Here is a 23,725-nt window from a genome sequence, read left to right as displayed (position 1 = left end):
CACCGTGTCCGAACTCCTTGCTGCTCGAAAGATCGATCTCCGTTACGGCTCTTCGCTGGCCGTCAAGGAAGCCGACATTGCACTCAGGCGGGGCGAGATCGCCGCCATCACCGGCCCCAGCGGTTCGGGTAAATCCTCCCTTCTGTACTGCCTGGCAGGGGTGTTGCCCGTCAGCGGCGGCGAAGTCCTGTTCGAACGAACGAATTTGGGTGATCTCAGCGACGAGGAGCTGAGTTTGCTCCGACGCGACCGATTCGGGTTCGTCTTCCAGTACGGCGAGCTCCTGCCCGAACTGACCGTGGAGGAGAATGCCGCACTGCCGCTCCGGTTGGCCGGGCAACGCAAGGCGCAGGCGCTCGCCACCGCTGGAGAGGTGCTCGGCCGACTGGGTCTGAGAGAGCTCCGGAAGCGGCGACCGTCGCAGGTCTCAGGCGGGCAGAGCCAACGGGTCGCCGTGGCACGGGCGCTCGTGCACCGGCCGGCGGTGGTCTTCGCCGACGAGCCGACCGGTTCGCTCGACAGCGTCGGCGCGCAGGTGGTCTTGGCCGAGTTCCTCGCGCTGGCCCGGTCACAGGGCACGGCCGTCGTCCTGGTCACCCATGACACGAACGTGGCCGCCCAGGCAGACACCCGGTACACCATGATCGACGGTGTGCTGACCCTGCAGGGGCGGTCGGTTTCGTGAAGGAACTCATGCTGGGGCTGCGGCTGTTGTTCGGCACCGGACGCGGCAACCGGGCGCGTTTCGCACTCATGGCGGTCGGCGGCTCGCTCGGAGTCTGCTGTCTGGCGATCGTGCTGACCGTGCCCGGCATCCTGGCGGCACAGGACGCCCGAGTCGCGGGCCGACAGCCGACTGCCCCAAGAGAGATGTCCCAATCCGAGGCGAACAGCCTTCCGCTCGGCCTGGAACGAGTCGATCCTGTCGACTCGAAACCGCTCACGCGGATCTTCCTGGCCGAAGGAACCCGGTCCGTGGCGCCGCCGCCCGGGTTGAAGACCTTCCCTCGCCCCGGACAGGTCTTCGTGTCGCCAGGGCTGCATAAGCTGCTGCGTACGACCCCAGAGCTGGCCCAGCGCCTGCCAGGGCGGGAAACAGGGGTGATCGGGGCGCAAGGGCTGGCACGCCCGGACGAACTCGTCGCCTACGTGGGCACAAGCCGGGATCAGCTCCATGACGGATGGCACCTGAGCCACTTCGGCATGGGTTACGCACCAAACCCGACCCTGGAGCCGCCGACGGCCGATGTCCTGCGCTACACGATGCTCGTCATCGCCCTCCTTCCTCTCACGGTGTTCATCTCTGTCTGTGCCCGCCTCTCCGCTGCCGAGCGGGTCCGCAGACTGGCAGCGCTCCGCCTGCTCGGTATGAGCGCCAAGGAGGTACAGCGGGTGAACGCCGCCGAGACGGTCGCCGCGGCCGCAGTCGGCGCGCTCCTGGGGCTTGGCGAGTACTGGCTGCTGAACCAACTTCTCTCACGGATCGGACTGCCTGGATTCACCTGGTATCCGAACGATGGCGCGCTGTCCGGTACGACGTGCGCGATCTGCCTCGTAGGCTGCCCGGCGCTCGCCTGGTTCGTGGGACGGGCCAGTGCGCGCAAGGCCGCGAAGAGTCCGCTCGCCGTCCGCAGGAACGCACAGCCCAAGCCCCCGTCGAGCTGGGGGCTCCTGCCGCTCGCCGCGGGATCGGGCATCGCCGCGGGCTACTGTGCCATCGGGGCGAGCGGACATGCGCCCACATACAGCGCTACGCATGCGTTGCTCATCCCCGCGGCGGCCATCCTCATCGGAGGCGGACTCGTGACGGCTCTGCCGCCGGTGAGCCGGTTCCTCGCTCAGTGGATCGCGGCATCCACACGCTCGCTCACGCTCGGTCTTGCCATGCGGCGCAACGAAGCCGAGCCGGGAGGCACCATCAGGTTGGCCGCCGGGCTGGTCCTGCTGGTGTTCGGGGCTTCGCTCGTGCAGGGCGTTCTCATCGAACTGGACCGGACCGCCAAGCCCGATTCCCCGGCTCAGAGCTACGACGTGAGCACCGAGCGGCTCACCACAGCTCAGCAGCACGCACTGGAGCAACTACCGGGGACACGCGCTCACTTCCTCCTGGCGAGCTCGACGGGCGTCAGTGTCTCGGACACCATGCCGACACCCGAACTCGTCCTGGCCACCTGCGCCCAGCTACGCGCCGCGACGGCGTGGGTCGGTGACTGTGCCGACGGGAAGCCTCTGCGGCTGCGGGACTCGGCGCAGACCTATGAAACCGCTGTCGACGCGGGGGTGAAACTCCGATTTCGACTGGACGACGGCCACCGCGCGGTGACCTTCCGTGCGCCGCAGCAGTCCGTCCTGTATCGCGATGGGCGCCCCATGCAGATGATCGACAGCGGATCGATCCTCATCCCGCCTTCTATGCTCCCCCACGGTACGCATCCCGAGAGTGCCGTGCTCAGACTGGTCAGCGACTCCGACCCAGGCACCATCCGCAGAGTCTTCGACGGCATCGGCCGCGTGGCGCCGACCGCGGATGTGACCACCACAGGCCTGAATGTGGCAGTCCTCCAAGAGTCCGCGATCGTCAAGGCACTGCTCGCCGTCGCCATGACCTTGGGGCTGGTCATCGGCTTGGCCACCTTCCTCGTCGCCGCGATCGACCGCGCGGTGGAGCGACGTCCTCAGGTCACGGCCCTCACCCTCCTCGGCGCCAAACGCAGCACGCTGCGAGCGGCGCAGACGGCACAAGTGGCGTTGCCCCTCGCCGCGGGTCTGCTGCTAGCCATCGTCACCGGCAGGATGGCCGAGTCCAGCTATCTGATCGTCGGCGGCGGCACCGTCTTCTGGGACACCGCCGGCCTCCCCCTCCTCCTCACCGGCACCCTGTGCGTCATCGCCGTAGCCGCCCTCGGCTCCCTCCCCCTGGTAGGCCGCCGCATCGACCCTGAGCTCATCCGGCGGGACTGAAAGTCGAGGCTGAGAGGGAAGGGGGGCGGCACACTTGATGTGCCGCCCCCCTTTCCTCTGCCACCACCCCCTCAGATCGACCCCTCCACATTCACCGGACCGACCTGGAAGACACCGGAACACGTCGTCCAAGCGGCCGGTATCAGGGCCGGTGTGCGGGACGCCGGTGGGTAGACGCGGAGGTAGGTGCCGGTGCGCAGGCAGGGGCCGCCGATCGGGCCGTTGGTGGTGCGGATGACCGACGAGGCCGAGTGGCCCGGGGTGAGGGTGACCGTGCCGTAGGAGGTGCCGCTGCGGGTGGCGGCGGGACCGAGCTGGTGGTGGGCGGTGTCCAGGACGCTGACCCCCGGGTAGCCGCGCAGGGCACAGCTGGTCGTGCTGGTGTTGGTGAACCGGATCGGCCAGTACAGCGACCCGGCCGCCCCCTCCTTGCGGCCCATCGAGAGATACAGATCGTTTACCGTGCAGGTACGGAGAGAAGCCGCCGTCGAGGGCGCGCTCCATGCCGCTCCCGCCGCCGTCAGGCCCACGAGGGCCGCGGTCAGCACGGCGGCCGCGCCGCGCCCGGGGGATGTGCGGGAGAGGGATCGGGATCGGCTCAGAGGGTTCAGAGGGTTCAGAGGGTTCCGATAAGGGATCATGCGCATATCCGCCTCCATCGGGCGAATAGGTGGATGAAGGTCACTATGTTGGATGCGTCCCGGCCCGGAAAAGTTGTGCCCTCTCATCTTCGCAACCCGGAAGGAATCGGACCATGCGTGGCTGGAGCACCTCCGACATCCCCGACCTCACCGGCCGCCTCGCCGTCGTCACCGGCGCCAACAGCGGTCTCGGCCACGTGACCGCCCTGGCGAACATCGATCCTCGTGATCTCAACAGCCGGAAGAGGTACCGGCGTTGGGTCACCTACGCTCGGTCCAAGACGGCCAACCTCCTCTTCACCCACGAGCTTGCCCGCAGGCTCGCCGCACGCGGTGCCGAGGTCGTCGCCGTCGCCGCGCCCCCGGGGTACGCGGCGACCGGCCTGCTGACCGCCGGACCGCGTGCGGAGGGGCGGCGGGGTGTCGAGCGGGTGATGGAGGTGGCCAACCGGGTGTTCGCGCAGTCGGCCGAGGCGGGGGCGCTGCCCGTGCTGTACACGGCGACGGCGTACGACGTACGGCGTACTGCGTACGGCGTACGGCGTACGTCGTACGGGCCGATGAGTTCTTCAGGCCGTGGTTCGGTATGTGGCGGGGTGCGCCGACCCGCTCCTGGCGGGCGCCCTGGACCGTCGGTGACGCCGTCTCGCGCCGGCTCTGGGAGGAGTCCGTGCGGCTGACGGGGGTCTCCTACGGCACCCTCGACTCCCTTGACTCCCTCGCCCCGTGACACAGGCCCCGAACGCACGGCACGCGGCCCCGGTGACACACGGCTGCAACCGCCCTTTCGTAATCATCCCGCAAGGTTGATCGTTGGACCGTGCATCGATGACCGACGTCAGGGGGCACAGACGATGACCATGAGCCGTAGGGCACTGCTGGCCGCGGGTGCCGGGGCCGGAGTGGGACTGCTCGCCGCGTGCGGGTCCAACACCGGGCGTGGGGGCGGGGGTTCGGGGACGGAGTTGTCCCAGTGGTATCACCAGTACGGGGAGGCCGGCACTCAGCAGGCCGTTCAGCGGTATGCCGCCGCCTATCACAAGGCGCGTGTCACCGTGCAGTGGCGGCCGGGCGACTACGACCAGCAGACCGCCGCCGCGCTGCTGACCGACTCCGGGCCGGACGTCTTCGAGGTCAACGGTCCCACGCTCGACCAGATCCAGGGCGGTCAGGTCGTCGATCTCACCGAGATGCTGGACGGGGTCAAGGACGACTTCAATCCGGCCGTGCTCACGCCCAAGACGTACGACGGGCGGGTCTGGGGCATTCCGCAGGTCATCGACATGCAGATGCTCTACTACCGGAAGAGTCTGCTGAGGGATGCGGGAGTACAGCCGCCCACCACGCTCGACGCCCTCGTGGACGCCGCCCGCAAGCTCAGCACCAGCAAGGTCAAGGGGCTCTTCCTGGGCAATGACGGGGGAGCCGGCGTGCTCGGGGGAACTCCCCTCCATGCCGCCGGACTTCAGCTCGTCACGGACGACGGCGAAGTCGGCTTCGACGATCCCTCCGCCGCCCGCACCCTCGGCAAGCTCCGTCAGCTGTACGCCGGCAAGTCCCTCCTCCTCGGCGCTCCCGCCGACTGGGCCGACCCGTCCGCCTTCATCCAGGGGCTGACCGCGATGCAGTGGTCGGGGCTGTGGGCGCTGCCGCAGATCCAGCAGCAACTCGGGGACGATTTCGGGGTGTTGCCGTTCCCGGGCGACGGCCGGAACGGCAGGCCGACCGTGCCTGTCGGGGCGTACGGGGCCGCCGTCAGCGCGCGTGGCCGGCACAAGGAGGCCGCCAAGGAGTTCGTGAAGTGGCTGTGGGTCGAACGGACCGATTATCAGGAGGACTTCGCGCTCAGCTATGGCTTCCACATCCCCGCCCGGATCTCCCTCGCCAAGAAGGCGACCAAGCTGAAGAACGGCCCTGCCGCCGACGCCGTGCGCTTCACCACCGACCACGGCTACGCCCAGCCACTGCTGTGGACGCCGGCCGCGCAGACCGCCTATCAGGACGCGCTCAGCCGGATCATCAGGAGCGGGGCGAGTCCGGAGAGTGAACTGCGGGGCGTCGTACGGAAGGTGAGCGCCGAACTCGACCGTGTGAAGAAGGTCCGGAACACGAAGAAGTCGTCGTGAGGCGCCGTAGAGCCCTCTGGTTCTGGGTGTTCGTCGGGCCGTTCGCCGCCGGGCTGGCGCTCTTCACCTACGTTCCCCTGCTGTGGAGCGTGGCCCTGAGTTTCTTCGACGCGCACAACACCGTCACGCCCACGCACTTCGTCGGCCTGGACAACTACACGGCGATGCTGCGGGACGACGCGTTCGTCGGCAGCCTGAGGACGTTCCTCGTCTTCACCGCCTTCATCGTGCCGGCCACCTATGTCTTCTCCCTCGCCCTCGCCCTCATGGTCAACCGGGTCCGCCGGGCACGGGCCTTCTTCCGGTCCGTGTTCTTCCTTCCGGCCGCGTGCAGTTACGTCGTCGCCGCCCTGGTCTGGAAGATGTCGATCTTCAACGGGGTACGGTTCGGACTCGCCAACACCGTCCTCGGGTGGTTCGGCGGCGATCCCGTCGCGTGGCTGTCCATCACCGATCCGCCCTGGTACTGGCTGGTCATCGTCACCGTACGGCTGTGGCTGCAAGCCGGTTTCTACATGATCCTCTTCCTGGCCGGGCTGCAGCGGATCGATCCGGTGCTCTACGAGGCGGCCGCCGTGGACGGGGCCCGGCCCGGCTGGACGGTGCTGCGGCACATCACCCTGCCCCAGCTGCGGGCCACCTCGGTCGCGGTGGTGCTGCTGCTCGTCATCAACGCCTTCCAGGCCTTCGACGAGTTCTACAACCTGCTGTCCGATGCCAGGGGCTACCCGCCGTACGCCCGGCCGCCGCTCGTCTATCTCTACTACACCGCCCTGGGGCAGGGGCAGAACCTCGGGCTCGGCAGTGCGGGTGCGGTGATCCTCGCGCTGGTCATCGCGGTGGTCACGGTGGGGCAGGCACGGTGGCTGCGGCTGGGAAGGACGGACGCCGATGGATGACGCCCTGGTGCGGGCCGGTCGGGCCCTGCGGGTGGTGCTGCTGATCGTGCTCTCCCTGCTCTTCCTCATTCCCTTCTATCTGCTCGTGCGCAACGGGCTGTCGAGCGAGCAGGACATCACCTCGCCCCGATGGACGTTCTTTCCGGGTGAGTTGAGGTGGGGGAACGTCCGGGAGCTGTTCGACGATCCGTCCGTTCCCTTCGCCCGGTCGCTGCTCAACTCCGCGCTGATCGCCGTGGCCACGACCGTCGGCACCCTGCTGCCGGCCTCCCTCGCCGGATACGGGCTCGCCCGCATCCCCTACCGGCACGCGAACAAGGTCTTCTACGGCATCCTCGGCACCCTGCTGGTCCCGGCCGCCGTGACCTTCGTACCGAGCTTCGTGCTGGTGTCGTCGCTGGGCTGGATCTCCACGCTGCGCGGGCTGATCGTCCCGACGCTGTTCTCCGCGTTCGCCTGCTTCGTCTTCCGGCAGTACTTCCTGGGATTTCCACGGGAGCTGGAGGACGCGGCCCAGGTCGACGGGCTCGGGTACTGGCGTACGTACTGGCTCGTGGTCGTGCCGGGCGCGCGTCCGGTGTTCGCCGCCGTCGGGACGATCGTGTTCCTCGGGGCGTGGAACTCGTTCCTGTGGCCGCTGGTGATCGGGCAGGACCAGAGCGCCTGGACGGTGCAGGTCGCGCTGTCGTCCTTCACCACGTCCCAGGTCGTGCGGCTGCATGAGCTGTTCGTCGCCGCCGTCATGTCCGTCCTGCCGCTGCTGCTGGTCTTCCTGTGTTTCCAGCGGTGGATCGTGGCGGGGGTGGAGCGGTCGGGGATCGACTGAGCCACGGCCGTACACGCCGGAGAGGCGGCACCCCCGCACGGGTGCCGCCTCTCCTCTTTCGTGCGCCGGAGCCGCCGCCGATCGGTGAGGGTCGGGGACCAGCGGCGGCTCCGGGGTTCAACCGGCCCGCGAGGGCCTATCGGTGGTCGCTGCCCGCCGACTGCGTGGCCGCGCGGCCGGCCTCCAGGCGGGCGACCGGGATGCGGAACGGGGAGCAGGAGACGTAGTCCAGGCCGGCCTCGTGGAAGAAGTGGACCGACTCCGGGTCGCCGCCGTGTTCGCCGCAGACGCCGAGCTTGAGGTCGGGGCGAGTGCGGCGGCCGGCTTCCGCCGCCGCCTTGACCAGGGAGCCCACGCCGTCCTTGTCGATGGTCTCGAACGGGGAGACGCCAAAGATGCCCTTCTCCAGGTATGCCGTGAAGAACGAGGCCTCCACGTCGTCCCGGGAGAAGCCCCAGACCGTCTGGGTCAGGTCGTTCGTGCCGAAGGAGAAGAACTCCGCCGCCTCCGCGATCTGGCCGGCCGTGAGGGCGGCTCGCGGCAGCTCGATCATCGTGCCGATGGCCAGCTTCAGCTCGGTGCCCGTCGCCGCCTGGACCTCGGCGATGACCTGGTCGGCCTCCTCGCGCACGATCTCCAGCTCCTGGACGGTGCCGACGAGCGGGATCATGATCTCGGCGCGCGGGTCGCCCTTGGCGTTCTTGCGTTCGGCCGCCGCTTCCGCGATCGCGCGCACCTGCATGGTGAACAGGCCGGGGATGACCAGGCCGAGGCGTACGCCGCGCAGGCCGAGCATCGGGTTCTGCTCGTGCAGGCGGTGGACCGCCTGGAGCAGGCGCAGTTCGTTCTCGTGCGGCTCCTGGCGGGACTCGGCCAGGGCCACGCGGACCGAGAGCTCCGTGATGTCCGGCAGGAACTCGTGCAGCGGCGGGTCGAGGAGACGGATGGTGACCGGCAGGCCGTCCATCGCCGAGAACAGCTCCACGAAGTCCTGCTTCTGCAGCGGGAGCAGCGCCTTCAGGCTCTCCTCGCGCTCGTCCTCCGTGTCGGCCAGGATGAGGCGCTCGACCAGCTCACGGCGGTCGCCGAGGAACATGTGCTCCGTGCGGCACAGGCCGATGCCCTGTGCGCCGAAGCGACGGGCGCGCAGCGCGTCCTCGGCGTTGTCCGCGTTGGCCCGCACCCGCAGCCGGCGCTTGCGGTCGGCGAACGCCATGATCCGGTGCACGGCCTCGACCAGCTCGTCGGCGTCGTGGGCGCCCGCGTGCATCCGGCCCTCGAAGTACTCCACCACGGGGGACGGGACGACCGGGACCTCGCCCAGGTAGACCTTGCCGGAGGAGCCGTCGATGGAGATCAGGTCGCCCTCTTCCACCACCTGGCCGCCGGGGACGGTCATGCGGCGGCGCTTGGTGTCGACCTCCAGCTCCTCCGCGCCGCAGACACAGGTCTTGCCCATGCCCCGGGCGACCACGGCCGCGTGGGACGTCTTGCCGCCGCGCGACGTGAGGATGCCCTCGGCCGCGATCATGCCGTCCAGGTCGTCGGGGTTGGTCTCCCGGCGGACCAGGATGACCTTCTCGCCCGAGCGGGACCACTTCACGGCCGTGTAGGAGTCGAAGACCGCCCTGCCCACCGCGGCGCCGGGCGAGGCGGCGATGCCGCGCGCGACCTTGTCGACCTTCGCGTGCTCGTCGAAGCGCGGGAACATCAGCTGGGCCAGCTGGGCGCCGGTGACGCGCTGGAGGGCCTCCGTCTCGTCGATCAGGCCCTGGTCGACGAGCTGGGTGGCGATCCGGAAGGCTGCCCCGGCGGTGCGCTTGCCGACGCGCGTCTGGAGCATCCACAGCTGACCGCGCTCGATGGTGAACTCGATGTCGCAGAGGTCCTTGTAGTGGTTCTCCAGGGTCTCCATGATCTGCATGAGCTGGTCGTACGACTTCTTGTCGATCGACTCCAGCTCCGCCAGCGGGACGGTGTTGCGGATTCCCGCGACCACGTCCTCGCCCTGGGCGTTCTGCAGGTAGTCGCCGTAGACGCCCTGGTGGCCGGAGGCGGGGTCGCGGGTGAAGGCGACGCCGGTGCCGGAGTCGGGGCCCAGGTTGCCGAAGACCATCGAGCAGACGTTGACGGCCGTGCCGAGGTCGTGCGGGATGCGCTCCTGGCGGCGGTACAGCTTGGCGCGGTCGCCGTTCCAGGAGTCGAAGACCGCCTTGATGGCGAGGTCCATCTGCTCGCGCGGGTCCTGCGGGAAGTCCCGGCCGGCCTCCTTCTTGACGATCTTCTTGAAGGTGGTGACCAGCTTCTTCAGGTCGGCGGCCTCCAGGTCGGTGTCGACCGTGACCTTCTTGGCCTCCTTGGCCTTGTCGAGGGCCTCCTCGAAGAGTTCGCCGTCGACGCCGAGGACGGTCTTGCCGAACATCTGGATGAGGCGGCGGTAGGAGTCCCAGGCGAACCGGTCGTCGCCGGCCTGCTTGGCCAGGCCCTGCACCGACTTGTCGGAGAGGCCGATGTTCAGGACGGTGTCCATCATGCCGGGCATGGAGAACTTCGCGCCGGAGCGGACGGACACGAGGAGGGGGTTGTCGGCCTGGCCGAGCTTCTTGCCCATCCGCTGCTCAAGGGCGTCGAGGTGCGCACTCACCTCATCACGCAGCGCCGCGGGCTCCTCGCCGCTGTCCAGGTAGACCTTGCAGGCCTCCGTGGTGATGGTGAAGCCGGGAGGGACCGGCAGACCGAGGTTGGTCATCTCGGCGAGGTTGGCGCCCTTGCCACCGAGGAGGTCCTTGAGGTCCTTGTTTCCCTCGGTGAAGTCGTAAACGAGCTTCGCTACGTGGGGATCTTTGTTTTCCGACACGGGTCTCGACTCCTTGAGGCCACGGTGGCTGCCCTGACGGCCAGGAACATACCCAGATCGAAGGTCTATGGGTATGTCCACTTGCCCGTCATGCGCCTGTAACCACCCGTCCGCCACTGGATCGAAAGTCAAGGCTTGGCAAGCCGTAGCCCGCTTATGTTTTCACTTCTTGAACGCAAGTACGCCCAGATGCCGGGTTTACCGCTCAGGTGAGCGCCCATCCTGCACGCCTGTTTTCGATCGATGAACGATCAAGGGGTGGCACCCAGTGCCACCCCTTGGAGAAGTGCAGTCGCCCATGATCCGCTCATCTGAGCACTGCCCTTATCAAGGGTGGCGAGAATCACGCTGCCACAGCGGCCCGGATTTCACCATGCGGACCGGTTGCGGGACCGATCGCGGACCACTGCGGACCGCTTCAGGTACCCGGAAACAGCCATGTCACACGCCCCTGTCACACACCCAGCGCCAGCAGGCGTTCCTCCACCCGCTCCGGCGCGTAGAGGTGTTCCACGACCAGGGCCCCCGCTCCGATGAGCGCGGCCCGCTCCCCGAGCCGGGAGGTGAGGACGTCCAGGTGGGCCGTGGAGCGGGGCAGCGCCCGCTGGTAGAGCAGTTCGCGCACGCCGGTGAGGAAGGGGGTTCCGGCCAGATCGCCGGCGATCATCAGCACGCCGGGGTTGAGGAGGGTCACGACCGTCGCCAGCACGTCCCCGACCCGGCGCCCCGCCTCCCGGGCCAGCGCCGCCGCCTCCGGATGCCCGGCGGCCAGCAGGTCCCGTACGTCCGAGCCGGAGGCCGCCGGCACCCCGGACTCGGCCAGCCGCCGGGCCACGGCCCCGCCGCTCGCGACGGCGGCGAGACAGCCGTACGAACCGCACCGGCACAGCGCGTCCGCGCCGACCCGGATGTGCCCGATGTCCCCGGCCCCGCCGTCGATCCCCCGGTAGATGGAACCGTCCACGACGACCCCGGCACCGATGCCGGTCGAGACCTTGACCAGCACGAACGCCCGGCACTCGGGGTGTCCGGCGCGCTGTTCGCCGTACGCCATGAGGTTGGCGTCGTTGTCGACCAGGACGGGGACGGGCGGGGCTCCGGTGTGCTCGGTGAAGGCGCGGGAGAGGCGGCCCCGTATGTCGTAGCCGTCCCAGCCCGGCATCATCGGCGGCTGCACCACCCGGCCGGTCTCGCTGTCCACCGGGCCGGGCACCGCGAGCCCGATGCCGCAGACCTCCGCCGCCGGATGCCCGGCCTTCTCCAGCAGCTCGCCGAACCAGCGCCCGAGTTCGGCCAGTACGGTCTCCGGGCCGTCCTCGACCACCAGCGTGCCCGCATGCTCCGCGAGTATCTCGCCGGTCAGGGAGAGGACGGCCGCGCGGGCGTGCCGGGTGTCCAGGTCGGCGGCGAGGACGACGGCGTGGGAGCCGTCGAACTCCAGGGTGATGGAGGGGCGGCCGCCGAGCGGCGAGCCGACCGGGCCGCCGGCGCCCTCGCGCAGCCAGCCGGCCCGGAAGAGCCGGTCCAGACGCTGGCCGACGGTGGCCCGGGACAGCCCGGTCACCTGCTGCAGCGCACCCCGGGTCACCGCCCGGCCGCTGCGCACCAGTTCGAGCAGCTCCCCGGCGCCGGCCTGGCCGCCGCTCCTGACGGCTCTTCCCGGACGTCCGGTCATGCGCACCCCCTTGTGTTTCCCAACTCTGCATTACATAGTGAGTTTTGCGTGTTAAATAGACGTAACCCTACGGTAGACACAACCAAACCCGGTCGGCCCGGCCGGGAGTCTTCGTCTTCGGGGAGCCCCGAGTGGACCGCACTGCCCAGCTCACCAGCCGTTCCACGGAGTTCGAGATCGCATACGATCCCCCGGGCTCCAGCGATTCCCTGCACGTCAGGGCGGCCCGGGTGCTGGAGGCGAACTGGACGGGCCGGGCGACCGTGCCGTCCCGCAGCCTGTATCCGCACCAGTGGTCCTGGGACTCGGCGTTCATCGCCATCGGCCTGCGGCATGTCTCGCCGCTGCGGGCGCAGACCGAGCTGGAGACGCTGCTGGCCGCCCAGTGGGCCGACGGACGCGTCCCGCACATCGTCTTCAACCCCTCCGTACCGCTCGACGCCTACTTCCCGAGCCCCGACTTCTGGCGCTCCTCCACCGCCGGGCACACCGCGGGCGCCCCGCGCACCGTACAGACGTCGGGCATCGTGCAGCCACCGGTGCACGCGCTCGCGGCCTGGCTGGTGCACCACGCCGACCCCGAGACGTCCCGCTCCCGCGGCTTCCTGGCCCGGGTCTACCCGCGCCTGGCCGCCTGGCACCGCTATCTGCTGCACCGGCGCGACCTGGGCGGCGGCGGGCTGGTGTCGGTCGTCCACCCCTGGGAGCAGGGCATGGACAACAGCCCCTGCTGGGACGCCCCGCTGGCCCGGATCACCCCGGCCCCGGCCCGCTCCTTCCGCCGCGCCGACCTCGACCACGGGGCCGCGGAGGACCGGCCGACGGATCTGGACTACGGGCGGTACGTGCGGCTGGCCGCGGACTACCGGAATGCCGGATACGCCGACGGGCAGGGGGAGTTCGCGGTCGAGGACCCCGCGTTCAACGCCCTGCTCATCGCCTCCGAGCACGCGCTCGCCCGGATCGCCGAGGAACTGGGTGCGACCGGCACCGCCCGGCACGCGCGCGCGGAACGGCTCACGGCGGCGCTGGTGGAGCGGCTGTGGGACCCGGCGGCGGGCATGTTCCTGTGCCGGGACCTGAAGGGCGGGGGGCTGATCCAGGAACGGGGCGTGTCCGGGCTGGTCCCGCTCCTCCTCCCCGGCCTGCCCAGGGACCTCGTCGGGGCCCTCGTACGGACACTGCGCGGCCCCCACTTCTCGCTCGGCGACCGCACCCGGCTCGCCCCCAGCTACGACCTCCTCGGCGAGGCCTTCGACCCGCACCGGTACTGGCGCGGGCCCGCCTGGTTCAACACCAGCTGGCTGCTGGAGCGGGGCCTGCGCGCGCACGGGGAGCTGCATCTGGCCGACGCCCTGCGCGCGGCCGTACTCCACCTCGCCGACACCACCGGCTTCGCCGAGTACGTCGACCCGTACACCGGCGAGGCCTGCGGCGCGACCGGCTTCGGCTGGACCGCGGCCCTCGCCCTCGACCTGCATCACGAGCTGCACCAAGAGCTTGTCAAGGGCGCCCGCGAGGGCGTGTCCAGCCCGGCCACCGGCACGTTCGACACGAGTGACAAAGGAGGGGACCGGCGATGACGGACCGGCATCATCTGCTCGTGCACGGGGCGACGTTCGCCGCCGTGGGCGACCGGGGCGACATCAGCGGGGTCCGGGGCAGCGGCGCCCCGGACGGGTTGTTCGTCCGGGACGCCCGGCACCTCAGCCGCTGGCAGCTCACCCTCGACGGCGCCGTGCCCGAGGTGCTCACCCCGGTCACCGACGCGGACGCGGCCCGCTGCGTACTGGTCCCGCGCGGCGGCCGGCGGGAGCCCCCGGCGCACACCGTCTTCCGGGAACAGGCCGTCGGGGACAGCTCGTTCACAGAGTCCCTGCGGGTCACCAGCAACCGCCCGGTGCCGACCACCATCCGGCTCGCCATCACCGTGGACGCCGACTTCACCGACCAGTTCGAGCTGCGCTCCGACCACCGCACCTACGTCAAGCCCGGCGCCGTACGCTCCCGCCAGATCCTGGACGACGGCATCGAGTTCACCTACCGGCGTGCCGAATGGCACTCCCGTACGTCGATCACGGCCGACCCGGCGCCCGACGCCGTGGAGGAGACCGGCACCGGTGCCCGCCGCCTGGTGTGGGCCCTCGACCTCGCGGCGCACGGCACGACCGAGCTGGTGCTGCGCGTGATCGCCCGCCCGCACGGCGAGAAGCGGGCCCTGCGGGTGCCCCGCGACCCGGCCGCCGTACATGAGCAACGGGCGGCGCTGGAAGCCGAGTTCATGGAGGGCGTGGCCTTCCCGGCCGGCTGGCCGGAGCTGTCCGCGGCCTGTGCGCGCGGGCTCGCGGACCTGGCCGTGCTCCAGGTGCCGGCCACCGGACCGGACGGCGAGGAGCTGCGCGTCCCGGCCGCCGGCGCCCCCTGGTTCCTGACCCTGCTCGGCCGGGACGCCCTGCTCACCTCCCTGTTCGCGCTGCCGTACCGGCCACGGCCGGCCGCCGCCACGCTCCTCGCCCTGGCCGCGACCCAGGCGACCGGCTCCGGCCCGTCCCCGGTCGCCCAGCCCGGCAAGATCGTGCACGAGGTACGGCACGGGGAGCTGGCGCACTTCGGGCAGGTGCCGTTCGGGCGGTACTACGGCTCCGTCGACGCGACCCCGCTGTTCCTGATCCTGCTCGGCGCGTACGTCGAACAGACCGGGGACACGGCCCTGGCCCGCCGTCTGGAGACGCACGCACGGGCCGCCGTCGGCTGGATGCTGGACCACGGCGGGCTGACCTCGCGCGGCTACCTCGTCTACCGCGCCGACGAGGGCGGCCTCGCCAACCAGAACTGGAAGGACTCCCCCGGCGCGATCTGCTCCGCCGACGGCACCCGGCCCACCGGCGCGGTGATGGCGGCGGGTGCGCAGGGGTACGCGTACGACGCGCTGCGCCGCACGGCGTGGGTGGCGCGGACGGTGTGGGCCGACGAGACGTACGCCGCGCTGCTGGAGCAGGCCGCCGCCGATCTGCGGGACCGTTTCCAGCGGGACTTCTGGATGCCGGAGCAGTCCTTCCCGGCCCTCGCGCTCGACGGCCACGGCCAACGGGTCGACGCGCTCGCCTCCGACGCCGGGCATCTGCTGTGGTCGGGGTTGCTGGACAAGGAGTACGGCGAGGTGGTGGGCCGACGGCTGCTGGAGCCGGACTTCTTCTCCGGCTGGGGGGTCCGCACGGTGGCCTCCGGCCAGTCGGCGTACCATCCGCTCTCCTATCACCGGGGTTCCGTCTGGCCCCATGACAACGCGCTGATCACGCTGGGGCTGGCACGGTACGGGCTGCATGACGAGGCTCGGGTGGTCGCTCATGCGCTGGTCGACGCGGCGACCATGGGCGGGCATCGGTTGCCCGAGGTGCTGGCGGGGTACGGCCGGGACACGCATCCGGAGCCGGTGCCGTATCCGCACGCCTGTGTGCGGGAGTCCCGGTCGGCTGCGGCGCCGCTTGCTCTGCTCACGGCGGTGGGTGGGGTTTAGGCGCTGCGTGGGGTCAGGCGCTGTATTTGCCCGGTGTTTGCACAGTGCCCTGAACAGCTGTCCGCGCGGGGCCGTACTCGACTGTGGTACGGGTCTCGCACGGAAGGACCTTCGGGTTGTCTCAGGACATGAGTACGCGGCAGGCGGCGAGCACGGTCGAGGGCGGCGAGGAGGAGAGTCCCACGCCCGTGCTCGCGTCCCTCCCGTCCTTCCCCAGATCCCTTCCCCGGCCCTGGGCCATGGCGTCCGCGTGGACCCGGCGATGGCGGGTGGCGCATCCGACCGCCGCGCAGGCGCTGTCCGTCACCGTCACCGTGCTCGCCGCCGTGCTCGTCGTCGCCGCACTGGTGATGCCCAACTCCATGGCCCAGCTGCACCCTCGAAGGTTTCTGCGGATACCCGCGGAGGCCGTGATCGGGGCCGCCGTGCTGATCGCGCTGCCACGGCGGCCGCGGGTGGCGCTGGCCGTGGTGTCCGGGGTGGCGCTGGCCGCGATGACCGTGCTGAACCTGCTCGACGCGGGGTTCAACCAGTACCTCGGCCGCGGCTTCAACGTCGTGCTCGACTGGAGCCTGTTCGGCGACGCGGAGTCGTATCTGGAGGACTCCTACGGCCGTACGGCCACCCTCGTCGCCGTGGCCGGTGTCATCGTCCTCGTGCTGTCGGTCTTCGTGGTGCTGGCGCTGTCCATGGTCCGGCTGAGCAATCTGCTCGCCCGGCACCCCGCCACGGCGACCCGGGGCACGCTGGTCGCCGGGGTCGCCTGGATCACCTGCTCCTCGCTCGGCCTCCAGCTGTCCGGCGTGCCGCTCGCCGCCGACAGCACCGCGAACGCCCTGAAGGACCAGGCCCACCGGATCTCCGACACGCTCAAGGACGAGGCGGAGTTCCGGAAGGTGGCCAGGGTCGACGCCTTCGGGAACACGCCGGGCAGCCAGCTGGTCCCGGATCTGCGGGGCAAGGACATGGTCTTCACGTTCATCGAGAGCTACGGCCGTAGCGCCGTCGAGGACCCGATCATGGGGCCCGGTGTCGACGCCACCCTCGACGCCCGCACCCAGGCGCTGGCCAAGGCCGGCTTCCACGCCAAGAGCGGCTGGCTGACCTCGGCGACCTACGGCGGCAGCAGCTGGCTCGGGCACTCCACCACCATGTCGGGCCTGTGGATCAGCAACCAGCAGCGCTACCGCACGGTCATGGCGAGCGACCACATGAGCCTGACCGACGCGTTCAAGAAGACCGGCGCCTTCGACACGGTCGGGGTCATGCCGGGTGTGCAGAAGGCGTGGCCGGAGCAGAAGTGGTACGGCCTCGACAAGGTCTACAACGCCTTCCAACTCGGCTACAAGGGACCGAAGTTCAGCTGGTCGACCATGCCGGACCAGTACACCCTCCAGCAGTTCCAGAACCGGGTGCACAGCAAGCAGCCCGCCGACGGCAAGTCACGGATGTCGTTGCTCATCCTGACCTCCAGCCACACGCCCTGGGCGCCGATCCCGAAGATGGTCGGCTGGGACCAGCTGGGCGACGGCTCCGTCTTCAACGGCATAGAGAAGGCGGGCCACCCGTCCTCCTACACCCTCACCGACGACACGCACACCAAGGAGGAGTACGGCAAGTCCGTCCAGTACACGGTGACGGCGCTGACCGAGTGGCTGGAGCGGTACGGCACGAAGGACACCGTGCTGGTCTTCCTCGGCGACCACCAGCCGAACGCCCACGCCAGCGGCAACCATGCCAGCCGTGACGTACCGATCTCGATCGTCGCCAAGGACCCCACGGTGCTGGACAAGATCGCGAGCTGGGGCTGGACCGACGGCCTGCGCCCCGCGCACACGGCACCGGTCTGGAAGATGAGCGCGTTCCGCGACCGCTTCCTGACGGCGTTCGGCTCGACGCCGCATCCGAAGAAGAACTGATCAGCCGCCGGAGGTGTCGAGTTCGGCGTCCTCGCTCACGCCCGCGCAGTCGTACGGGTCCTTCAGCCAGCCGTCCGGCAGCACCACCCGGTTGTTGCCGGACGTACGGCCACGCGGACCGTCGGCGCCGAGCGGCCAGGCCTGGTCGAGGTCCAGCTCGTCCAGCCCGGCCCGCAGTTCTTCCAGCGAGGACGTGATCGCGAGTCGCTTACGCATCTCGGAGCCGACCGCGAACCCCTTCAGATACCAGGCGACGTGCTTGCGGAAGTCGACCACGCCCTTGGACTCGTCCCCGAGCCACTCCCCGAGCAGGGTCGCGTGCCGGACCATGACGTCGGCCACCTCGCGGAGAGTCGGACGGGCCGCATCGTGCGGACGCCCCTCGAACGCCGCCACCAGGTCCGCGAACAGCCACGGCCGCCCCAGGCAGCCGCGCCCCACGACCACTCCGTCGCAGCCGGTCTCGCGGACCATCCGCAGCGCGTCCCCGGCCGACCAGATGTCGCCGTTGCCGAGGACGGGGATCTCCGGGACGTGCTCCTTGAGGCGGGCGATGGCCTCCCAGTCCGCCGTGCCGCCGTAGTGCTGGGCGGCCGTACGGCCGTGCAGGGCGATGGCCGTCACCCCCTCCTCGACGGCGATGCGGCCGGCGTCGAGGTAGGTGATGTGGTCGTCGTCGATGCCCTTGCGCATCTTCATCGTCACCGGCAGGTCACCGGCGCCGCTCACTGCCTCCCGGAGAATCGCCCGCAGCAGGTTGCGCTTGTACGGCAGGGCCGAGCCGCCGCCCTTGCGGGTCACCTTCGGGACCGGGCAGCCGAAGTTCAGGTCGATGTGGTCGGCCAGGTCCTCCTCCGCGATCATGCGGACGGCCTTGCCGACGGTGGCCGGGTCGACGCCGTACAGCTGGATCGAGCGCGGCTGCTCGCTCGCGTCGAACCTGATCAGCTGCATGGTCTTCTCGTTGCGCTCGACCAGCGCCCGGGTCGTGATCATCTCGCTGACGAACAATCCCTTGCCGCCGGAGAACTCCCTGCACAGCGTGCGGAAGGGCGCGTTGGTGATGCCCGCCATGGGTGCGAGCACGACCGGCGGCGTCACGGCGTGCGGGCCGATGGAGAGCGGGTGGGACATCAGACGACTCCGGGACGGATCTACGACACGGGGACACAGGGCAAGCACCCATTGTCCCTCACTCCGCCGCCGCCTCGGCCAGCCGCTCCAGCCGCTCCTCGCTGTCCTCGTCGGCGGGGACGTACGCCACCACCCGCTGGGCGGGTGCCTGCGGGGCCAGCCACATGTTCCGGTGCTCCAGCCGGATCAGCCCGACCACCGGGTGCAGATAGCGCTTGACGTGCGGGGACATCGGCGCGACCTCGTGCCGCTCCCACAGCGCGCGGAACTCCGCGGACGCCCCCAGCAGCCGGTCCAGCTGCTCCGTCCACACCGGCTCGGCCACGTGCTCGGCCATGGCGGCCCGGTATTTCGCGATCAGGTCGCGCAGCATCTCGTCCCGGTCGAGGAAGTCCCGCTTCCAGCGCTCGCTGGTGGTCAGCAGCCACAGGCAGTTCCGGTCGGCCCGGGGCAGCTCGGCGGGGTCGCCGAAGAGCTGGGCGAAGGGGCGGTTGGCGTGGAGGATGTCGTAGCGGGCGTTCTGCAGGGCGGCCGGGTAGGGCGCCAGCCGCTCGACCACCTTGATCGCCGACGTGGCGGCGACCGTGCACTCGGCCTCGGTGCGCGGGTCGGCGGTCCCGGCGAGGGCGAAGAGGTGGGCGCGCTCGGTGGGGTCCATCAGCAGCGCGCGGGCGACGGCGTCCAGCACCTGCGCGGAGACATGGGCGGCGCGGGCCTGCTCGATCCACGTGTACCAGGTCACGCCGACCGCGGAGAGCTGGGCGACCTCCTCCCGGCGCAGTCCCGGGGTGCGGCGGCGCGGGCCGCGCGGCAGGCCGACCTGTTCCGGGGTGACCCGCTCACGGCGGCTGCGCAGGAAGGCGGCCAGCTCCTGGCGCCGTATGTGCTGCTCCCTGGGCCGCTGCTCCCTGAGGTGTTCCGGCGCTGCGATGGTCATGGCATCAAGGGTGCCGTGTGCGCGTACCCCGGTGCCAGGTGGTGCCGATACCTGGATGAACACCGCCTGGTACCCGGCTGGGCGCGAGCGCAGAGTCGGGGGCGTGACCACGACGACTCCACCCACCACGAAGGCGGCGCCCCGCGCGCTCACGCCGCTGGGTCTGTTCACCCTGCTGCTCGGGACCGCGCTGCCGATGATCGACTTCTTCATCGTCAACGTCGCCCTGCCGACGATCGAGCACGATCTGCACGCTCCGCCGGCCACCCTGGAGATGGTGGTGGCCGGGTACGCGGTCGCGTACGCGGTGCTGCTCGTCCTCGGCGGCCGGCTCGGGGACGGCTTCGGCCGGCGGCGGCTGTTCCTGTGGGGGGTGGCCGGGTTCGGGCTGACCTCGCTGGCCTGCGGGCTCGCGCCGGGCGCGTGGTGGCTGGTGGCGGCGCGGGTGGCGCAGGGTGCCGCGTCGGCGGCGCTGCTGCCGCAGGTGCTGGCCACGTTGCACGCGACGACGTCCGGCGAGCGGCGGGCCCGCGCGGTCGCTCTGTACGGCTCGGTCGGCGGGGTGTCCGTCGTGCTCGGGCAGGTGCTCGGCGGGGTGCTGGTGGCGGCCGATCTCGCGGGCACGGGCTGGCGGGCGGTGTTCCTCGTGAACGTGCCGGTGGCGCTCGCGGCGCTGGTCTGTGCGGTGCGGGTGGTGCCGGACAGCCTGGCGGAGCGGCCGGCGCGCGGCGATCTCGCCGGTACGGCGCTGCTGGCGGCGACGCTGACGGCGCTGCTGCTGCCGCTGACCGAGGGCCGGGCGACGGGCTGGCCGCTGTGGTCGGTGCTGCTGCTGGCCTCGGCACCGGTGCTCGCGGCCGTCTTCCACGGCGTGGAGCGGCGGGCCGAACGGGACGGAGGGAGCCCTTTGCTTCCGCCGTCCCTGCTGGCCTCCGCGGAGGTGCGCCGGGGGCTTCTGCTGGGGCTGCCGGTGTTCACCGGCTTCGCGGGCTGGATGTTCGTGAGTGCGGTGACCCTCCAACAGGGCCTGGGATACGGGGCGTTGAGGGCGGGGCTGACGCTGGTGCCGATGGGGGTGGCGCAGTTCGCCGCGTCGATGCTGGCGCCCCGGGTGGTACGGCGGTTCGGCGGGCGGACGGTGACGCTGGCGGCGGTGGTGCACATCGCGGGGCTGGCGACCGTGACGGCGACCGCGCTGCTGGGGCGCTGGCCGCACCTGAGCCCGCCGGTCCTCGCCCCCGGCCTGGTCCTGTGCGGTCTCGGCCAGGGCCTCCAGCTCCCCCTCTACTACCGGATCCTGCTGGCCGCGATTCCGGCGCGGCTGGCCGGTACGGGCAGCGGGCTGGCGGCCACGCTCCAGCAGTCGTGCCTGGCGGTCGGGGTCGCGACGCTCGGCTCGCTGTTCCTGTCCCTCGCTCCCGGTCTGGGCATGCGGGAGGCGCTGGCGGTGGTGCTGGCGGTGCAGGCGGCGGGGTTGCTGGGGCTGGGGTGGCTCGGTCTGCGGCTGCCCCGGGTACCGGGGTGAGTCCGGGGGGCTCCGCTTTTCGGATCGCAAAGATCATGCAGCAGTCATTAGTTAGACGCACTATTGAAATCGGCGTACGATGGGATCCATGCCCGAGCTCAGCCAGCGCCGCCGTCTGCTCGTGCTCGCGATCTGCTGCATGAGCCTGCTGATCGTGAGCCTCGACAACACCGTGCTGAACGTGGCACTGCCCGCCATGCAGCGCGACCTGCACGCCACGACCTCCGGTCTGCAGTGGACGATCGACGCCTACACGCTGGTGCTCGCGTCGCTGCTGATGCTCGCGGGCTCGACGGCCGACCGCATCGGCCGCAAGAAGGTCTTCATGGCGGGCCTGGTGATCTTCACCATCGGCTCCGTGCTCTGCTCGCTGGCGCCGAGCCTCTCCCTGCTGATCGTCTTCCGGATGGTGCAGGCGGTGGGCGGCTCGATGCTCAACCCGGTCGCCATGTCGATCATCACCAACACCTTCACGGACGCCCGTGAGCGGGCCCGTGCGATCGGTGTCTGGGGTGCGGTGGTCGGCATATCCATGGCGGCCGGCCCGCTGGTCGGCGGCCTGCTCGTGCAGTCCGTGAGCTGGCGCTCGATCTTCTGGATCAACCTCCCGGTCGGCCTCGCCGCGCTCCTGCTCACCCTCCGCTTCGTCCCGGAGTCCCGCGCCCCCAAGGGCCGCCGGCCCGACCCGGTCGGCCAGCTCCTGGTCATCGCCCTGTTCGGCGCGCTGACGTACTCGATCATCGAGGCACCGGACTCGGGCGCGGCCGCGGTGGCGCCCTTCGTCGCGATCGCCGCCGTGGCCCTGTCGGCCCTGCTGTGGTACGAGTCCCGCCGCATCGAACCCCTCATCGACCTGCGCTTCTTCCGCTCGGCGCCGTTCAGCGGGGCCACGGTGATCGCGGTCGGCTCGTTCGCGGCGCTGGGCGGCTTCCTGTTCCTGTCGACCCTGTACCTGCAGAACGTCCGCGGCCTGGACGCCCTGCACGCGGGCCTGTGGATGCTCCCGATGGCCGCGCCGACCTTCCTGTGCGCGCCCGTCTCCGGCCGCCTGGTCGGCAGCCGCGGCCCCCGCCTGCCCCTGCTGATCGCGGGTACGGCGATGACGGCGAGCGGTGTCCTCTTCGCCGCCTTCGACGCGGAGACCTCGGACGTCACCCGCTTCCTCGGCTACGTCCTGTTCGGCATCGGCTTCGGCTTCGTGAACGCGCCGATCACCAACACGGCCGTCTCGGGCATGCCGCGCGCCCAGGCCGGGGTCGCCGCCGCGGTCGCCTCCACCAGCAGGCAGCTGGGCCAGACCCTCGGCGTCGCGGTGATCGGCTCCGTCCTGGCCTCCGGCATCGGCGCGGCCTCGTACCACCAGGCCTTCGTCCCGGCGGCCCGCCCCGGCTGGTGGATCCTCACGGGGTGCGGACTGGCCGTGCTGGTGCTCGGGCTGCTCACGAGCGGGCGGTGGGCCCGTGCCACGGCGGACCGTGCGGCGCGGACCCTGCAGGCACCGGAGATCCGTGAGCCGGTGAACGCGGGCTGAGCGCTCCGCTCGAAGTGCCGCGATGCGCCGTCAGCCGCCTGCGGCACCGTCGTGGCTGGTCGCTCCCCCAAGCTCTCGACTTCGTTCGAGCAGGGAGGTACCCCCATCGCGGCGGAGCCGCACATCGAGCACAGCCCCGCGCCCCTTCAGGGCGCCGCCGAACCGCAGCGGACTTCACCCAACCTGCTCAGCCGGCCGGTACCGGCGCGCAGGCCAGCTCGTACAGCTTCTCCAGCCGCTCCCGGGTCTGCTCGTCCTTCGCCGTGTACGTCACCATCCGGGCGCCCGCCTCGGGGCCGAGCCACAGGTCGGTGTGTTCCAGGCTGAGGTGACCGACGTGGGGGTGGCGGAACTCCTTGGTCTTGCTGCGGGCGCCGAGGACCTCGTAGCGCTCCCAGTGCTCGCGAAACGCCGGGGACACCGACTCCAGGCGCTTGATGAGCATCTTCCAGGCCGGTTCGCCGAGGTGGCCGGCGAGGGCGGCGCGCAGCCGGGCGGCCATCATGCGCTGAGTCTCCTCCAGGTGGACGATCGTCTCCTGCCAGTCCTTGTTCGTGTAGACAAGGAGCATGCAGTTGCGGTCCTCCGGCGGGATCGCGTCCAGGTCGCCGAAGAGGCGGGCGTAGGGGCGGTTGTAGGCGAGGATGTCGTAGCGGCTGTTCTGGATGCAGGCCGGGACCGGCTCCAGCCGGCGCAGCATCTCGCGCAGTGCCGGGGTGACGCTCGGGCAGCTCGCGGCGGGGGTCGGATCGGTCGCTCCGGCCAGCTGGAAGAGATGGGCACGCTCGCTGGCGTCCAGCATCAGGGTGCGGGCGAGGGCGTCCAGGACCTGCACCGAGACCTGGATGTCCCGGGCCTGCTCCAGCCACGTGTACCAGGTCACCCCGACCGCGGAGAGGTGGGCGACCTCCTCTCGGCGCAGTCCGGGCGTGCGGCGCCGGGCCCCGCGTGGCAGGCCGACCTGCTCGGGGGTGATGCGCTCGCGGCGGCTGCGCAGGAACGCGGCCAGCTCGTGCCGGCGGATCTCGGCGCCCCGGGACGGCTGCGCTGCGGTGGTCGCCCTGTCCGTGGCCGTGGTCGTCATGGGTCCAGGGTGCCGTGTTCGTCATCCTGTTGCCAGGTACTTCTGCTACCAGGATGAAGAGACTCTGGTACCAGTCTTGGCGGCGGCGCAGGC

The 23,725-nt window shown here is 70.7% G+C and carries 16 protein-coding genes and 1 pseudogene; 11 read left to right on the top strand and 6 right to left on the bottom strand.

From position 1 onward, the window contains the following. Positions 1 to 4: 4 nt before the first annotated feature. Both O1G22_RS28615 and O1G22_RS28610 read left to right on the top strand, forming a co-directional pair. Positions 5 to 685 carry an ABC transporter ATP-binding protein gene (locus O1G22_RS28615; RefSeq protein ID WP_428986414.1) on the top strand — a complete coding sequence of 227 codons (681 nt, stop codon included), beginning with the start codon at positions 5 to 7 and terminating at the stop codon, positions 683 to 685. Further along, positions 682 to 2,961, top strand: coding sequence for an FtsX-like permease family protein (locus O1G22_RS28610; protein WP_270083945.1), 2,280 nt, complete (start codon positions 682 to 684; stop codon positions 2,959 to 2,961). Before O1G22_RS28615 ends, O1G22_RS28610 begins: the two co-directional genes overlap by 4 nt. A 71-nt stretch (positions 2,962 to 3,032) precedes the next feature. Here O1G22_RS28610 and O1G22_RS28605 read toward each other — a convergent pair whose 3' ends face one another. Next, a complete protein-coding gene (locus O1G22_RS28605; RefSeq protein ID WP_270083944.1) occupies positions 3,033 to 3,602 on the bottom strand; it encodes a DUF4232 domain-containing protein in 570 nt (189 codons plus the stop codon). Between the two features lie 113 nt (positions 3,603 to 3,715). Between O1G22_RS28605 and O1G22_RS28600 the strand changes: the two are divergent. The 4 genes and pseudogenes from O1G22_RS28600 (at position 3,716) to O1G22_RS28585 (ending at position 7,453) form a co-directional block, all read left to right on the top strand. Next, a pseudogene (locus O1G22_RS28600) lies at positions 3,716 to 4,332 on the top strand (SDR family NAD(P)-dependent oxidoreductase). Between the two features lie 124 nt (positions 4,333 to 4,456). Beyond that, positions 4,457 to 5,728, top strand: coding sequence for an ABC transporter substrate-binding protein (locus O1G22_RS28595; protein WP_270083943.1), 1,272 nt, complete (start codon positions 4,457 to 4,459; stop codon positions 5,726 to 5,728). After that, positions 5,725 to 6,627: a carbohydrate ABC transporter permease gene (locus O1G22_RS28590; protein ID WP_270083942.1), complete on the top strand. Its 903-nt coding sequence runs from the start codon at positions 5,725 to 5,727 to the stop codon at positions 6,625 to 6,627. Before O1G22_RS28595 ends, O1G22_RS28590 begins: the two co-directional genes overlap by 4 nt. Further along, a complete protein-coding gene (locus O1G22_RS28585) occupies positions 6,620 to 7,453 on the top strand; it encodes a carbohydrate ABC transporter permease (protein WP_270083941.1) in 834 nt (277 codons plus the stop codon). The genes O1G22_RS28590 and O1G22_RS28585 overlap by 8 nt, the downstream gene beginning before the upstream one ends. Positions 7,454 to 7,589: 136 nt before the next feature. Here the strand turns inward: O1G22_RS28585 and ppdK are convergent, their stop codons facing one another. Further along, positions 7,590 to 10,310 carry a pyruvate, phosphate dikinase gene (gene ppdK, locus O1G22_RS28580; protein ID WP_270083940.1) on the bottom strand — a complete coding sequence of 907 codons (2,721 nt, stop codon included), beginning with the start codon at positions 10,308 to 10,310 and terminating at the stop codon, positions 7,590 to 7,592. A gap of 454 nt (positions 10,311 to 10,764) precedes the next feature. Beyond that, on the bottom strand, positions 10,765 to 11,985 hold the full coding sequence (locus O1G22_RS28575) for an ROK family protein (protein WP_270083939.1): 1,221 nt from the start codon (positions 11,983 to 11,985) through the stop codon (positions 10,765 to 10,767). Positions 11,986 to 12,116: 131 nt separating this feature from the next. On the opposite strand from O1G22_RS28575, the gene O1G22_RS28570 reads away from it, so the two are divergent. The 3 genes from O1G22_RS28570 (at position 12,117) to O1G22_RS28560 (ending at position 17,421) form a co-directional block, all read left to right on the top strand. Then, on the top strand, positions 12,117 to 13,568 hold the full coding sequence (locus O1G22_RS28570; RefSeq protein ID WP_270083938.1) for an MGH1-like glycoside hydrolase domain-containing protein: 1,452 nt from the start codon (positions 12,117 to 12,119) through the stop codon (positions 13,566 to 13,568). Continuing rightward, the gene (locus tag O1G22_RS28565; RefSeq protein WP_270083937.1) at positions 13,565 to 15,502 is read left to right on the top strand and encodes an amylo-alpha-1,6-glucosidase; all 1,938 of its coding nucleotides are present in this window, start codon (positions 13,565 to 13,567) and stop codon (positions 15,500 to 15,502) included. The genes O1G22_RS28570 and O1G22_RS28565 overlap by 4 nt, the downstream gene beginning before the upstream one ends. Before the next feature lie 128 nt (positions 15,503 to 15,630). Next, positions 15,631 to 17,421, top strand: a complete 1,791-nt coding sequence (locus O1G22_RS28560) for an alkaline phosphatase family protein (protein WP_428986413.1) — start codon at positions 15,631 to 15,633, stop codon at positions 17,419 to 17,421. Here the strand turns inward: O1G22_RS28560 and dusB are convergent, their stop codons facing one another. Beyond that, positions 17,422 to 18,555, bottom strand: a complete 1,134-nt coding sequence (gene dusB / locus O1G22_RS28555) for a tRNA dihydrouridine synthase DusB (RefSeq protein WP_270083936.1) — start codon at positions 18,553 to 18,555, stop codon at positions 17,422 to 17,424. It abuts the gene before it with no gap. Between the two features lie 58 nt (positions 18,556 to 18,613). Next, positions 18,614 to 19,492, bottom strand: coding sequence for a helix-turn-helix transcriptional regulator (locus O1G22_RS28550; RefSeq protein WP_270083935.1), 879 nt, complete (start codon positions 19,490 to 19,492; stop codon positions 18,614 to 18,616). 55 nt (positions 19,493 to 19,547) lie between these two features. On the opposite strand from O1G22_RS28550, the gene O1G22_RS28545 reads away from it, so the two are divergent. Both O1G22_RS28545 and O1G22_RS28540 read left to right on the top strand, forming a co-directional pair. Beyond that, on the top strand, positions 19,548 to 21,017 hold the full coding sequence (locus O1G22_RS28545; RefSeq protein ID WP_428986412.1) for an MFS transporter: 1,470 nt from the start codon (positions 19,548 to 19,550) through the stop codon (positions 21,015 to 21,017). 88 nt (positions 21,018 to 21,105) lie between these two features. Next, on the top strand, positions 21,106 to 22,548 hold the full coding sequence (locus O1G22_RS28540; protein WP_270083933.1) for an MFS transporter: 1,443 nt from the start codon (positions 21,106 to 21,108) through the stop codon (positions 22,546 to 22,548). A 187-nt stretch (positions 22,549 to 22,735) separates the two neighbouring features. Here O1G22_RS28540 and O1G22_RS28535 read toward each other — a convergent pair whose 3' ends face one another. Then, positions 22,736 to 23,632, bottom strand: coding sequence for a helix-turn-helix transcriptional regulator (locus tag O1G22_RS28535; RefSeq protein ID WP_270083932.1), 897 nt, complete (start codon positions 23,630 to 23,632; stop codon positions 22,736 to 22,738). Positions 23,633 to 23,725 lie beyond the last annotated feature (93 nt).

Source organism: Streptomyces camelliae, from assembly GCF_027625935.1.
In the GTDB taxonomy this organism is placed as follows: domain Bacteria; phylum Actinomycetota; class Actinomycetes; order Streptomycetales; family Streptomycetaceae; genus Streptomyces; species Streptomyces camelliae.
Note: the sequence above shows the minus strand (reverse complement) of the source record. Positions and strands in the feature narration are given on the sequence as shown.